Origin of the sequence: Superficieibacter sp. HKU1 (assembly GCF_029319185.1) — a bacterium.
In the GTDB taxonomy this organism is placed as follows: domain Bacteria; phylum Pseudomonadota; class Gammaproteobacteria; order Enterobacterales; family Enterobacteriaceae; genus Superficieibacter.
Genome location: NZ_CP119754.1, coordinates 1,598,296 through 1,612,758 on the forward strand (window position 1 = coordinate 1,598,296; position 14,463 = coordinate 1,612,758).

The following is a 14,463-nucleotide window of genomic DNA, read 5'->3' on the forward strand; positions in this document are numbered from 1 at the left end:
AAATAATGAGTAGCGTAGATATTCTTGTTCCCGACCTGCCTGAATCCGTTGCGGATGCGACCGTTGCCACCTGGCACAAAAAACCAGGCGACGCGGTAAAACGCGATGAAGTTCTGGTAGAAATCGAAACTGACAAAGTGGTACTGGAAGTACCGGCGTCGGCGGACGGCATTCTTGATGCCTTACTGGAAGATGAAGGGGCCACCGTAACCTCTCGTCAGATCCTGGGCCGCCTGCGTGAAGGCAACAGTTCTGGTAAAGAGACCAGCGAGAAATCCGAAGCGAAAGAATCGACCCCGGCCCAGCGTCAGCAGGCGTCGCTGGAAGAACAGAACAACGATGCGCTCAGCCCGGCGATCCGTCGCCTGCTGGCTGAGCATAATCTTGACGCCAGCGCCATTAAAGGCACCGGCGTCGGCGGACGCATCACCCGCGAAGATGTAGATAAACATCTGAACAACGCCCCGGCAAAAGCAGAGCAGAAAGCGCCTGAAGCCGCGCCGCAGGCTGCGCCGCAGCTGGGCAACCGCTCTGAAAAACGCGTGCCGATGACCCGCCTGCGTAAGCGCGTGGCCGAGCGTCTGCTGGAGGCGAAAAACTCCACCGCGATGCTGACCACCTTTAACGAAGTGAATATGAAGCCGATCATGGATCTGCGCAAGCAGTACGGCGACGCTTTCGAAAAACGTCACGGCATCCGTCTGGGCTTTATGTCCTTCTACGTGAAAGCGGTAGTAGAAGCGCTGAAACGCTACCCGGAAGTTAACGCCTCTATCGACGGCGACGACGTGGTGTATCACAACTATTTCGACGTCAGCATGGCGGTCTCCACGCCGCGCGGTCTGGTCACGCCAGTGCTGCGCGACGTTGACGCGCTGGGCATGGCCGATATCGAAAAACGCATTAAAGAGCTGGCGGTGAAAGGGCGCGACGGCAAACTGACGGTAGAAGATCTGACTGGCGGTAACTTTACCATTACCAACGGCGGCGTTTTCGGCTCTCTGATGTCCACGCCGATCATCAACCCGCCGCAGAGCGCGATCCTCGGCATGCATGCCATTAAAGATCGTCCGATGGCGGTTGCCGGTAAAGTGGAAATCCTGCCGATGATGTATCTGGCGCTCTCTTACGATCACCGTCTGATTGATGGCCGTGAGTCGGTAGGCTTCCTGGTGGCAATCAAAGAGCTGCTGGAAGACCCGACCCGTCTGCTGCTGGACGTGTAGTTATTAAGAATATCACCTGTCTGCAGGCCGGATGAGCGTAGCGCCATCCGGCATTCAGGCACAATGATAACGATTCTCTGAAGGATGGACAGAAGACATGAACTTACATGAATACCAGGCAAAACAACTCTTTGCCCGCTATGGTTTGCCTGCGCCAGTAGGTTATGCCTGCAACACGCCGCGTGAAGCTGAAGAAGCGGCCTCAAAAATCGGCGCTGGCCCGTGGGTGGTAAAATGCCAGGTTCACGCTGGCGGCCGCGGTAAAGCGGGCGGCGTGAAAGTGGTGAAAAGTAAGGAAGAGATCCGCGCCTTTGCCGAGCACTGGCTGGGTAAACGTCTGGTAACCTACCAGACAGATGCGAACGGCCAGCCGGTCAACCAGATCCTGGTCGAAGCGGCAACCGACATTGATAAAGAACTGTACCTCGGCGCGGTCGTTGACCGTAGCTCCCGCCGCGTGGTCTTTATGGCCTCCACCGAAGGCGGCGTGGAAATTGAAAAAGTGGCGGAAGAAACCCCGCATCTGATCCACAAAGTCGCGCTCGATCCGCTGGCGGGTCCGATGCCGTATCAGGGCCGCGAGCTGGCGTTCAAACTGGGTCTGGAAGGCAAGCAGGTTCAGCAGTTCACCAAAATCTTTATGGGACTGGCGACCATTTTCCTTGAGCGCGATCTGGCGCTGATCGAAATCAACCCGCTGGTGATCACCAAACAGGGCGACCTGATCTGCCTCGATGGCAAACTGGGCGCGGACGGCAACGCGCTGTTCCGCCAGCCGGATCTGCGCGAGATGCGCGATCACTCGCAGGAAGATGCCCGTGAGTCTCAGGCGGCGCAGTGGGAACTGAACTACGTGGCGCTGGATGGCAACATCGGCTGTATGGTCAACGGCGCAGGTCTGGCGATGGGTACCATGGACATCGTTAAGCTGCACGGCGGCGAACCGGCTAACTTCCTCGACGTAGGCGGCGGCGCAACCAAAGAGCGCGTGACCGAAGCGTTCAAAATTATCCTCTCTGACGACAACGTCAAAGCGGTACTGGTTAACATCTTCGGCGGCATCGTGCGCTGCGATCTGATCGCTGACGGCATCATTGGTGCGGTGGAAGAAGTGGGCGTGAATGTGCCGGTAGTGGTGCGTCTGGAAGGTAACAATGCTGAACTGGGCGCGAAACGTCTGGCGGACAGCGGCCTGAATATTATTGCAGCGAAGAGTCTGACGGATGCAGCCCAGCAGGTCGTTGGCGCAGTGGAGGGGAAATAATGTCAGTTTTAATCGATAAAAACACCAAAGTGATCTGCCAGGGTTTCACCGGAAGCCAGGGGACATTCCACTCCGAACAGGCGATTGCCTACGGTACGCAGATGGTCGGCGGCGTAACGCCGGGCAAAGGCGGCACTGAACACCTCGGTCTGCCGGTCTTTAACACCGTGCGTGAAGCGGTAGAAGCTACCGGCGCGACCGCCTCGGTGATCTACGTTCCGGCACCGTTCTGCAAAGACTCTATCCTTGAAGCCATCGATGCGGGCATCAAACTGATCATCACCATCACCGAAGGTATCCCGACGCTGGATATGCTGACGGTGAAAGTGAAGCTGGACGAAGCAGGCGTGCGCATGATCGGGCCGAACTGCCCGGGCGTGATCACCCCAGGCGAATGTAAAATCGGCATTATGCCGGGCCACATTCACCAGCCGGGTAAAGTGGGCATTGTTTCCCGTTCCGGTACCCTGACCTATGAAGCGGTTAAGCAGACCACCGATTACGGTTTCGGCCAGTCCACCTGCGTGGGCATCGGCGGCGACCCGATCCCGGGTTCTAACTTCATCGATATCCTGAAGCTGTTCCAGGAAGATCCGCAGACCGAAGCGATCGTCATGATCGGCGAGATCGGCGGCAGCGCGGAAGAAGAAGCGGCGGCTTACATCAAGGATCACGTGACCAAGCCGGTTGTCGGCTATATCGCTGGCGTGACCGCGCCGAAAGGCAAACGTATGGGCCATGCGGGAGCGATCATCGCGGGCGGCAAAGGTACGGCGGATGAAAAATTTGCTGTGCTGGAAGCGGCAGGCGTGAAAACCGTGCGTAGCCTGGCAGATATCGGCGAAGCGCTGAAATCCATCATTAAATAAAATCGCTGCTCCCCGCCAGAGGGAGCGTGTTTTCGACATGGTTGGCCGCTGAAAAGCGGCCTTTTTTATGGCCGGTTACCGTCCACGCTGCGCCACCAGCGTGAATTTATAATCATCGCTTCTGAAAACGTTGCGACTGTATTCAAATACTCTGCCGTCTTTCAGAAAGCCGCGTGAAATCTTCTCCAGAATTGGTTTTTGCGCGTCAATGGCCAGCGCCGCGATGGCTTCCTCAGATGGCATCGCGGGTACCAGCTCCTGCTCGCTGCGATCGATAACCATTTTTTTGATCTGCTCAATATAATGGTATTTCGAGTTTTCCATCACTTCCCACGTCAGATCCGCAAACATCGCCAGCGGCATCCAGGTTTCTTCCAGATTCACCGGTTTGTGATTAATAAACCGCACCCGCTTAATGTGCCAGACCTTTTCCTCTGCCGCGAGCTGAAGCTTTTCCGCCAGCCAGGGTTCGGCCTGAATCACTTCAAAGACTTTCACATCGCTGTGGGTGGCGACGTGGCGGTCGGCCAGTTTTTCATAAAAGCTGGTCAGACGGTAGATATCGTAATTGACCCGCTCTTCTTTCACGTAAGAGCCGCTGCCCTGAATGCTTTCAATAATTGACTCGGCGGTTAGCTGTTTCAGTGCCTGACGCACGGTTACGCGGCTGACGCTGAACTGCGCCTGTAGTTCGGACTCCGTCGGCAGCGCGTCGCCGGGTTTTAATTCGCCGCACTGAATACGCTCGCGCAGGGCATCGGCGATCTGTCGGTACATCGGTTTACTGGACATGCGGTGGCACCAAAATAATACCTTTCGGCTGATTATCCGTATCAGTGCCGGAATGTAAACAATACAAATAGAATACAAATTATCGTACAAAGTGAAAGTGATCACATAAATGTATTATTTGGTCTGGCATGCTACAGCCTGAATGCCGCCTGGCGGCACGAACATCTCTCAACAAAGTGAGGATCATGATGAACCTGACGACCCTGACGCATCCGGACGCTTTCTGCCTGCAAACGCGGTTCGCCAGTCGCGATGACGCCATACGCACGCTGGCGAAGCGACTGACGGATCTCGGCAAAATTAATAATCTTGACCATTATCTGAACGACGTTTTCGCCCGCGAAATGGCGGGCCCGACCGCGCTGGGTGAAGGGCTGGCGGTGCCGCACGGAAAAAGCGAGGCGGTGCAGGAAGCCGCGTTCGCCGTGGCTACGCTTAGCGAACCGCTGAACTGGGAAGGCGTTGACGGACCGGAAGAGGTTAATGTAGTTGTCTTGCTGGCGATCCCGCCCGCCGAGGCTGGCTCGACCCATATGCAACTATTAACCGCGCTGACCAGCCGTCTGGCGGATGACGACGTTCGCGCCGCGGTAAGCGGCGCAACCAGCCCGGCACAGCTTTTGCAGGCGCTGGGCTCGCCGCAGGAAAAGCGTGAGGAGGCACCGATTGCCGTCGACGCGCCGGTGATTGTCTGCGTTACCGCCTGTCCCGCCGGGATCGCGCATACCTACATGGCGGCAGAATATCTGGAAAAAGCCGGGAAAAAACTCGGCGTACGGGTGTATGTCGAAAAACAGGGTGCGAACGGTATTGAAGGTCGGCTACGCGCTGAACACCTGAACGCCGCGCAGGCCAGCATTATCGCGGCGGACGTCGCCATTAAAGAAGCGGAACGTTTTACCGGCATTCCCATGCTCAACGTGCCGGTGGCGGAACCCATTCGCCACGCGGAGGCGCTGATCCAGCAGGCGCTGGCGCTGAAACCTTCTGCGCAGCCGCGCGTCGCTGCGTCGCAGGTGGAAAATAAAAAGAGCGTTAAAACGGAATTGAAGCAGGCGCTGCTCAGCGGTATCTCCTTTGCCGTGCCGCTGATTGTCGCAGGGGGTACGGTGCTTGCGGTTTCCGTCCTGCTGGCACAAATGCTGGGCTTACAGCACCTGTTCGATCAGGAAAATTCGTGGCTGTGGCTGTACCGTAAACTCGGGGGCGGCATTCTCGGCACGCTGATGGTTCCGGTCCTGGCCGCGTACACCGCCTATTCTCTGGCCGACAAACCCGCGCTGGCTCCGGGCTTTGCCGCCGGGTTGGCCGCCAATATGATTGGCTCCGGTTTCCTGGGCGCGGTGGTCGGCGGGCTGATTGCCGGTTACCTGATGCGTTGGGTAAAAGAACATATCCGCCTGAGCAGCAAATTTAACGGCTTTCTGACCTTTTACCTCTATCCGGTACTCGGCACGCTGGTAACGGGCAGCCTGATGCTGTTCGTGATTGGCGAACCGGTGGCGTGGATCAATAACGGTCTGACGGCATGGTTGAACGGCCTGTCGGGCAGTAATGCGCTGTTGCTCGGGGCAATCATCGGCTTTATGTGCTCCTTCGATCTTGGCGGTCCGGTGAATAAAGCGTCCTATGCGTTTTGCCTCGGCGCGATGGCTAACGGCGTGTTCGGCCCGTATGCCATCTTTGCCTCGGTCAAAATGGTCTCGGCATTTACCGTCACCGCTTCCACAATGCTGGCACCGCATCTGTTTAAAAGCTTTGAAATCGAAACCGGAAAATCGACCTGGCTGCTGGGGCTGGCGGGGATCACAGAGGGGGCGATCCCGATGGCGATTGAAGATCCGCTGCGGGTCATTGGTTCTTTTGTCCTCGGATCGCTGGTCACCGGGGCGATAGTTGGCGCAATGCATATTGGGCTTTCGACGCCCGGCGCGGGGATTTTCTCGCTGTTCCTGCTGCACGATGCCGATATGGGCAAGGCGATAGCGGCGGCAGGCTGGTTTGGTGCTGCGCTGATCGGAACCGCCATTTCAACCTGCGTGCTCTTGCTCTGGCGTCGTCAGGCGGTGCGGACCGGTAAATATACGCCTGACAGCGTAATGCCATAATGTTGACTTAATCAGGAAACGAAGATGAAAGCTGTATCTCGTGTTCACATAACCCCGCATATGCACTGGGACCGGGAGTGGTATTTCACTACCGAAGCGTCCCGTATTTTACTGGTCAATAATATGGAGGAAATTCTTTCCCGGCTGGAGCAGGACGCGGACTATAAATATTACGTTCTGGACGGGCAAACGGCGATCCTCGAAGACTACTTTGCCGTTAAGCCGGAAAATAAACCGCGCGTTAAAGCGCTGGTGCAGGCAGGAAAATTGATAATCGGCCCCTGGTATACCCAGACCGATACCACGATTGTCGCCGGCGAATCCATTGTGCGTAACCTGCTGTATGGGATGCGGGATTGCATGGCCTTTGGCGAGCCGATGAAAATTGGCTATCTGCCGGATTCGTTCGGGATGTCAGGGCAATTGCCGCATATCTATAACGGCTTTGGCATCACACGGGCGATGTTCTGGCGCGGCTGCTCTGAGCGTCACGGCACGGATAAAACCGAGTTTCTGTGGCAGAGCGGCGAAGGCAGTGAAGTGGTAGCGCAGGTGCTGCCGCTGGGCTATGCGATTGGTAAATATTTACCCGAAGATGAAGCGGGCCTGCGTAAGCGCCTCGACAGCTACTTCGAGGTGCTGGAGAAGGCGTCGCTCACGAAAGAGATCCTGCTGCCAAACGGTCACGATCAGATGCCGCTCCAGCAAAATATTTTTGCCGTGATGGCGAAGCTGCGTGAGATCTACCCGCAGCGTGAATTTGTGATGAGTCGTTTTGAAGAGGTCTTTGCGCGTATTGAACAGCAGCGCGAAAAGCTGGCGACGCTAAAAGGTGAATTTATCGACGGCAAGTACATGCGCGTTCACCGCACTATTGGCTCCACGCGCATGGATATCAAAATTGCCCACGCGCGGATCGAAAATAAAATCGTCAATATCCTTGAGCCGCTGGCGACGCTGGCCTGGACGCTGGGATTTGCGTATCAGCACGGCCTGCTGGAAAAAATGTGGAAAGAGATCCTTAAAAACCACGCCCATGACAGTATTGGCTGCTGCTGTAGCGACAAAGTCCATCGTGAAATCATGGCCCGTTTCTGGCTGGCGGAAGATATGGCCGATAATCTGATCTGCTTTTATATGCGTAAGATTGTCGACAACATGCCGCAGCAGGCCGGGGATAAGCTGACGCTCTTTAACCTGATGCCCTGGCCGCGTGACGAAGTGATTAATACCACCATACGGCTGCGCGCCAGCCAGTTCTGCCTGCTGGATGGGGAAGGCAATGCGGTGCCGTATTATATTCGCGACCGGCGGGAAATCGATCCTGGTCTGGTGGACAGACAGATTGTCCATTACGGCAACTACGATCCCTTTATGGAATACGATATTCAGCTCAGACAGGTCCTGCCTGCGATGGGATACCTGACGTTGCATATCGTGACGGGAGAGGGGAGCCAGCCGCTGCCCGCTATCACCCATCATGAGGCGTTGCTGGAAAATGACTACTGGCGCATTTCGTTTAACGATGACGGGACGCTGCGAATGGCCGATAAAGAGAGCGGCCTTGTCTACGATCGCGTGCTGGAGTTTGAGGATGGTTCCGATGACGGTGATGAATATGATTATTCGCCGCTGCGTAAGGACTGGCTGCTGACCTCCGCCGCCGCGACGCACCGCATAGAGGTAACGCACGACGTCTGGCAGAGCAGGGCAACGGTACACAGTAAAATGGCCGTTCCGCTTAATCTGGCAGAACGATCCGCGGGCGAGTGCTCCGGATCGCTGGAATTTGCCACGACGGTAACGCTCAGTCAGCACAGCCGACGCGTCGATTTTGTCGTCCGGCTGGATAATCAGGCGGACGACCACCGTGTTCGCGTGCGTATTCCTGTTCCCTGTAAAACGGATAGCGTGCTTACGGATACGCAGTTTGGCTCGCTTTCGCGCCCGGTTGCGGACGACGCGATGACGCACTGGCAGGAGGACGGCTGGAAGGAGGCACCCGTGCCGGTGTGGAATCTGCTTAACTATGCTGCGCTCCAGCAGGGCCGGCACGGTATCGCGCTGTTTACCGAAGGGCTGCGGGAAATCGAGATCGTCGGCGAGGAGAGCAGTACCTTTGCCCTGACGTTATTGCGCGGGGTCGGCTTGCTGGGCAAAGACGATCTGCTGCTGCGTCCGGGACGTCCTTCCGGCATTAAAATGCCGGTGCCGGATTCGCAACTGCGCGGGGAGTTAAGCTGCCGCTTTAGCCTGTGGCCTTTCTGCGGCTCGCCGCTGAATGCCGGGCTGGCGCAGCAGGCGCGCAGCTGGCTGACGCCGGTGCAGTGCTACAATAAAATCCCCTGGGACGCCATGAAACTTAACCGCAGCGACGTGGTTACCCCGGAACGCTACAGTCTTTTCAGTATGCCGTCGACCGGCTGCGTGTTGAGCGTGCTGAAGAAAGCGGAAGATCGCAATGAACTGATTATCCGTCTCTTTAACCCTTCAGAAGGTGAAAATAGCGAAACGTTCCTGATGTTCAATCAGCATCAGACGCGGTGCCGCGAAACGGCGATGGATGAACAGGCGCTGACCGGGGGAGACGATATCACCGCACGCCCGGTACGTTTCCGACCTGGACAATCGCGAACGTGGAGCATTTTGCTCAAGTGATCCTGCCGATTAACATTGAAGCCGCCCGGAGCGGCTTCATTATTCACCGTAATAATCAATCTTCGGTGTTATTTTTTTGCGGTGACAGGTAACTAAAATGTAATAATTTTGATGTTTATTTTTGCTGGCAGGAAAATGATGTGATCTGAATTACATTATCCAGCCCTGAACAGCGCTGACCATCGTCCCTCTTTTGAATTAAATTCCTTTTGTGACTACTTTCTTAATAATTGATAACTATCAATGTTATTTAGCGATCATGTTTTTAACATAAAATTCACTATAATCTGCAAATTAAAACATAGTTAACAATATGCTTTAAATTGATTTATATCAAAAACTAATGTTTTGAAAAAAGCACGGAAAAGAGCTAAATTGTTGCAGATCAAACAAGCCCTATAACGGTAAAATGGGCAGATATTGATCGCTGTCGTAAATCGTAAATTTACTCGATAAAAACCTGTTTATTGTAAGGGTTTTACAGCGTAGTATATTCGCGGGATCAATTTGAATTTTTTATTAACGAATTTGTAACTTTTGGGCCGGCATGTCAGAACGCAATGAAAAATGCGCACTCTTCGGCACAAAAGCGACAAATAATTTGTATTGGGGCATGCGTGTGATCCTTTCTAACGGGGTTCACTCTCGGAGTCTTCATGCGATGAGCAAGGAGTCATAATGTTAGATATAGTCGAACTGTCGCGCTTACAGTTTGCCTTGACTGCGATGTACCACTTTCTGTTTGTGCCGCTGACGCTGGGTATGGCGTTCCTGCTGGCCATTATGGAAACGGTTTATGTCCTTTCCGGCAAACAGATTTATAAAGATATGACCAAATTCTGGGGCAAGTTGTTTGGTATCAACTTTGCGCTGGGTGTGGCTACCGGTCTGACCATGGAGTTCCAGTTCGGGACAAACTGGTCTTACTATTCCCATTACGTTGGCGATATTTTCGGTGCGCCACTGGCCATTGAAGGGCTGATGGCCTTCTTCCTTGAGTCCACCTTTGTAGGTCTGTTTTTCTTCGGCTGGGACCGCCTGAGTAAAGTTCAGCACATGGCCGTTACCTGGCTGGTGGCGCTCGGCTCTAACCTCTCTGCGCTGTGGATCCTCGTCGCTAACGGCTGGATGCAGAACCCTATCGCTTCGGATTTCAACTTTGAAACCATGCGTATGGAAATGGTCAGCTTCTCCGAGCTGGTGCTTAACCCGGTAGCTCAGGTGAAATTCGTTCACACCGTTGCCTCTGGCTACGTCTGTGGCGCAATGTTCATTCTGGGGATCAGCGCTTACTACATGCTGCGCGGCCGCGACATTGCGTTTGCTAAACGCTCCTTTGCTATCGCAGCCAGCTTCGGCATGGCGGCGGTGCTGTCTGTTATCGTTCTGGGTGATGAATCCGGCTACGAAATGGGCGACGTGCAGAAGACGAAACTGGCTGCTATCGAAGCCGAATGGGAAACTCAGCCGGCGCCCGCGTCCTTTACGCTGTTCGGTATTCCCGATCAAGATTCGCAGGAAAACCATTTCGCCATTCAAATTCCTTACGCGCTGGGTATTATTGCGACCCGTTCTGTCGACACGCCGGTTATCGGCCTGAAAGACCTGATGGTGCAGCATGAAGAGCGTATTCGTAACGGGATGCGTGCGTATCATTTGCTGGAAGAACTGCGTGCGGGCTCTACCGATCAGGGCGTGCGTGAACAGTTTAATAACGTGAAGAAAGATCTGGGTTATGGCCTGCTACTCAAGCGCTATACCGAGAATGTGACTGACGCGACCGAAGCGCAAATCCAGCAGGCAACGAAGGATTCTATTCCTCGCGTGGCACCGCTGTACTTCGCGTTCCGTATCATGGTGGCCTGCGGCGTGCTGATGCTGCTGATTATCGCCGCGTCTTTCTGGAGCGTGATCCGCAACCGTATCGGGCAAAAACGCTGGCTGCTGCGTACCGCGTTCTACGCCATTCCACTGCCGTGGATCGCTATCGAATCCGGCTGGTTTGTTGCTGAATATGGTCGTCAACCGTGGGCCATCGGTGAAGTCTTGCCGACCGCCGTGGCGAACTCGTCATTAACGCCGGGCGATCTGATCTTCTCTATGCTGTTAATTTGCGGCCTGTACACACTGTTCCTGGTGGCAGAGTTGTTCCTGATGTTCAAATTTGCACGCCTTGGCCCGAGCAGCCTGAAGACCGGTCGTTATCATTACGAACAGCCCACCGTTGCGTCGCAGCCGGCACGCTAAGACAGGAGTCGTCAAATGATCGATTATGAAGTATTGCGTTTTATCTGGTGGCTGTTGATTGGTGTTCTGCTGATCGGCTTTGCAGTCACTGACGGCTTCGACATGGGGGTGGGCATGCTCACCCGTTTCCTCGGTCGAAATGACACCGAGCGTCGAATCATGATTAACTCCATTGCGCCGCACTGGGACGGTAACCAGGTATGGCTAATCACCGCCGGTGGCGCATTATTCGCCGCGTGGCCGATGGTCTACGCGGCAGCGTTCTCCGGCTTTTATGTCGCGATGATCCTGGTGCTGGCATCGCTGTTCTTCCGCCCGGTAGGCTTTGACTACCGTTCGAAGATCGAAGTATCGCGCTGGCGCAACATGTGGGACTGGGGCATTTTCATCGGTAGCTTTGTGCCGCCGCTGGTGATTGGCGTAGCGTTCGGTAACCTGTTGCAGGGCGTACCGTTCAACGTTGATGAATATATGCGTCTGTACTACACCGGAAACTTCTTCCAGCTGCTGAATCCGTTTGGCCTGCTGGCGGGCGTGGTTAGCGTAGCGATGATCATCACCCAGGGCGCAACCTATCTTCAAATGCGTACCGTGGGTGAGCTACATCTGCGCTCCCGCGCGACCGCGCAAATTGCAGCACTGGTTACGCTGGTCGGGTTTGCCCTGGCAGGCGTTTGGGTGATGTACGGCATTGATGGATACGTGGTGACGTCCGCTATCGATCATCATGCGGCCTCTAATCCGCTGACGAAAGAAGTCACCCGCCAGGCAGGGGCATGGCTGGTCAACTTTAACAATATGCCAGCGCTGTGGCTCATTCCGGCCCTGGGCGTGGTATTGCCATTGCTGACCATCCTGCTGTCCCGTATGGGAAGAGGGGCGCTGGCGTTTGTCATCTCGTCATTAACTCTGGCCTGTATTATTCTGACGGCGGGTATTGCAATGTTCCCATTCGTGATGCCGTCCAGCACCATGATGAATGCAAGCCTGACAATGTGGGATGCGACGTCCAGCCAGATGACGCTGAACCTGATGACCTTTGTTGCGCTGGTGTTCGTGCCGATTATTCTGATTTACACCGGCTGGTGTTACTGGAAAATGTTCGGTCGTATCACCAAAGAACATATTGAAAGCAACACTCACTCTATGTACTAAGTAAGGAGCATATTATGTGGTATTTCGCATGGATCCTCGGAACGCTTCTTGCCTGTGCATTCGGCGTGATCACCGCCCTGGCGCTGGAACACGTTGAAGCGTCGAAAGCGGGTGAAGAAAGACTCTGATGGTAAAAATTATCGCGACGCTGTATGCGGTAATGGATAAGCGCCCGCTACGGGCGCTTTCTCTGATCATGGCATTAGTGCTGGCAGGCTGTATGTTCTGGGATCCGACCCGCTTTGCGGCAAAGACCAGTGAACTTGCCATCTGGCACGGCCTGGTATTAATGTGGGCTGTCTGCGCTGGTGTGATTCACGGCGTGGGATTCCGTCCGCGAGCCGTGGTCTGGCAGGGTGTTTTTTGCCCTCTGATCGCTGATTTTGTCCTTATTACCGGCTTGATTTTTTTCTTTAATTGAGCAAGCACACATCTTTACGTTTATGGGCTTGCAAAAGCCCATAAATTTTTACTCTACGTTTACGTCAACCCATTCCAAACCACCTTTCCCGCGCGTATAGTAGCGAAGTTTAAAAGCTATAACCTTTTTGCGTTACTGGGATGTAAAGTGAATACAACGCTGTTTCGATGGCCGGTGCGTGTCTACTATGAAGATACCGATGCCGGTGGTGTGGTTTACCACGCCAGCTACGTGGCTTTTTATGAAAGAGCACGCACAGAGATGCTGCGCCACCATCACTTCAGCCAGCAGGTACTGTTGGCTGAGCGAGTTGCCTTTGTGGTGCGTAAAATGACCATTGATTATTTTGCGCCCGCCAGACTCGATGACATGCTCGACGTTCAAACGGAAATAACATCGATGCGTGGTACCTCGCTGGTTTTCACGCAGCGTATCGTCAATGCAGAGAACACGATCCTGAACGCAGCTGAAGTTCTTATCGTCTGTGTTGATCCACTCATAATGAAGCCTCGTGCGCTTCCCAAGTCTATTGTCGCGGAGTTTAAGCAGTGACTGACATGAATATCCTTGATTTGTTCCTGAAGGCTGGCCTTCTGGTTAAACTAATCATGCTGATTTTGATGGGTTTTTCGATCGCATCATGGGCCATCATCATCCAGCGAACTCGTATTCTCCGCGCTGCCTCGCGTGAGGCGGAAGCATTTGAAGACAAATTCTGGTCGGGCATTGAGCTGTCTCGTCTCTACCAGGAAAGCCAGGGACGTCGTGATACCCTTGCCGGTTCCGAGCAAATTTTTTACAGCGGCTTTAAAGAGTTTGCCCGTCTGCACCGTGCCAACAACCACGCGCCCGAAGCGGTGGTGGAAGGGGCATCGCGGGCCATGCGTATTTCAATGAACCGCGAGCTGGAAACGCTGGAAACGCACATTCCTTTCCTGGGTACCGTCGGTTCCATCAGCCCGTATATCGGCCTGTTCGGTACCGTGTGGGGGATCATGCACGCCTTTATCGGTCTCGGCGCGGTGAAACAGGCTACCCTGCAAATGGTTGCGCCAGGCATCGCAGAAGCACTGATCGCCACGGCAATTGGTCTGTTTGCCGCTATTCCGGCGGTCATGGCTTACAACCGTCTGAACCAGCGCGTCAACAAGCTGGAACTTAACTACGACAACTTTATGGAAGAGTTCACCGCCATTCTGCACCGTCAGGCGTTTACCAGCAGCGAGAGCACAAAGGGGTAAATCATGGCTAAAGCACGTGGAAGAGGTCGCCGCGAACTGAAGTCCGAGATCAACATCGTACCGTTACTGGACGTGTTGCTGGTGCTGGTGCTGATTTTTATGGCCACTGCGCCGATTATTACTCAGAGCGTCGAGGTGGATCTGCCTGAAGCGACCGAAACGCAGGCTGTCAGCACAAATGACGATCCGCCGATTATCGTGCAGGTTTCTGGTGTTGGGCAGTACAGCGTCAAGGTGGGTCAGGAAGAGCTTCCGCAGTTGCCACCTGAACAGGTTATTGCCGAAGCCCAGAGTCGCATGAAGGCGAATCCGAAAGCGGTCTTCTTAATTGGTGGCGCGAAAGACGTGCCATATGATGAAATTATTAAAGCGCTGAACCTGCTACATACTGCGGGTGTGAAATCGGTTGGTTTGATGACGCAGCCTATTTGATCATCTGCATACTCCTGACGTTGATACGGCAGGTAGCGGGCAAACTGTTT

At 54.4% G+C, this 14,463-nt stretch carries 13 protein-coding genes; 12 read left to right on the forward strand and 1 reads right to left on the reverse strand.

The features are described from left to right. Positions 1 to 5: 5 nt before the first annotated feature. From odhB to sucD, 3 genes are all read left to right on the forward strand, one after another. Positions 6 to 1,226 carry a 2-oxoglutarate dehydrogenase complex dihydrolipoyllysine-residue succinyltransferase gene (gene odhB, locus P0H77_RS07670; protein WP_276164298.1) on the forward strand — a complete coding sequence of 407 codons (1,221 nt, stop codon included), beginning with the start codon at positions 6 to 8 and terminating at the stop codon, positions 1,224 to 1,226. Between the two features lie 97 nt (positions 1,227 to 1,323). After that, positions 1,324 to 2,490, forward strand: a complete 1,167-nt coding sequence (gene sucC / locus P0H77_RS07675; protein WP_103677500.1) for an ADP-forming succinate--CoA ligase subunit beta — start codon at positions 1,324 to 1,326, stop codon at positions 2,488 to 2,490. After that, positions 2,490 to 3,359, forward strand: coding sequence for a succinate--CoA ligase subunit alpha (sucD, locus tag P0H77_RS07680; protein ID WP_276164299.1), 870 nt, complete (start codon positions 2,490 to 2,492; stop codon positions 3,357 to 3,359). Before sucC ends, sucD begins: the two co-directional genes overlap by 1 nt. A gap of 75 nt (positions 3,360 to 3,434) precedes the next feature. Here the strand turns inward: sucD and P0H77_RS07685 are convergent, their stop codons facing one another. After that, on the reverse strand, positions 3,435 to 4,151 hold the full coding sequence (locus P0H77_RS07685) for a GntR family transcriptional regulator (protein WP_276164300.1): 717 nt from the start codon (positions 4,149 to 4,151) through the stop codon (positions 3,435 to 3,437). A 188-nt stretch (positions 4,152 to 4,339) separates the two neighbouring features. On the opposite strand from P0H77_RS07685, the gene mngA reads away from it, so the two are divergent. The 9 genes from mngA to tolR all read left to right on the forward strand — a co-directional run bounded on the left by mngA (position 4,340) and on the right by tolR (position 14,413). After that, the gene (gene mngA, locus P0H77_RS07690) at positions 4,340 to 6,259 is read left to right on the forward strand and encodes a PTS 2-O-a-mannosyl-D-glycerate transporter subunit IIABC (RefSeq protein WP_276165072.1); all 1,920 of its coding nucleotides are present in this window, start codon (positions 4,340 to 4,342) and stop codon (positions 6,257 to 6,259) included. 24 nt (positions 6,260 to 6,283) lie between these two features. Next, positions 6,284 to 8,917: a mannosylglycerate hydrolase gene (mngB, locus tag P0H77_RS07695; RefSeq protein ID WP_276164301.1), complete on the forward strand. Its 2,634-nt coding sequence runs from the start codon at positions 6,284 to 6,286 to the stop codon at positions 8,915 to 8,917. Positions 8,918 to 9,595: 678 nt separating this feature from the next. Then, entirely contained in the window at positions 9,596 to 11,164 is a 1,569-nt protein-coding gene (cydA, locus tag P0H77_RS07700; protein ID WP_276164302.1) for a cytochrome ubiquinol oxidase subunit I, read from the forward strand. A 15-nt stretch (positions 11,165 to 11,179) separates the two neighbouring features. Continuing rightward, on the forward strand, positions 11,180 to 12,319 hold the full coding sequence (gene cydB / locus P0H77_RS07705) for a cytochrome d ubiquinol oxidase subunit II (protein ID WP_276164303.1): 1,140 nt from the start codon (positions 11,180 to 11,182) through the stop codon (positions 12,317 to 12,319). Positions 12,320 to 12,333: 14 nt separating this feature from the next. Next, positions 12,334 to 12,447: a cytochrome bd-I oxidase subunit CydX gene (gene cydX, locus P0H77_RS07710; RefSeq protein WP_176920478.1), complete on the forward strand. Its 114-nt coding sequence runs from the start codon at positions 12,334 to 12,336 to the stop codon at positions 12,445 to 12,447. Beyond that, the gene (gene ybgE, locus P0H77_RS07715) at positions 12,447 to 12,740 is read left to right on the forward strand and encodes a cyd operon protein YbgE (RefSeq protein WP_276164304.1); all 294 of its coding nucleotides are present in this window, start codon (positions 12,447 to 12,449) and stop codon (positions 12,738 to 12,740) included. Before cydX ends, ybgE begins: the two co-directional genes overlap by 1 nt. Positions 12,741 to 12,887: 147 nt before the next feature. Then, positions 12,888 to 13,292 (forward strand): tol-pal system-associated acyl-CoA thioesterase, encoded by a 405-nt coding sequence (gene ybgC, locus P0H77_RS07720; RefSeq protein ID WP_176920480.1) that lies wholly within the window; start codon positions 12,888 to 12,890, stop codon positions 13,290 to 13,292. Next, on the forward strand, positions 13,289 to 13,981 hold the full coding sequence (gene tolQ, locus P0H77_RS07725; RefSeq protein ID WP_276164305.1) for a Tol-Pal system protein TolQ: 693 nt from the start codon (positions 13,289 to 13,291) through the stop codon (positions 13,979 to 13,981). Before ybgC ends, tolQ begins: the two co-directional genes overlap by 4 nt. A 3-nt stretch (positions 13,982 to 13,984) precedes the next feature. Continuing rightward, a complete protein-coding gene (gene tolR, locus P0H77_RS07730) occupies positions 13,985 to 14,413 on the forward strand; it encodes a colicin uptake protein TolR (protein WP_276164306.1) in 429 nt (142 codons plus the stop codon). Positions 14,414 to 14,463: the final 50 nt, after the last annotated feature.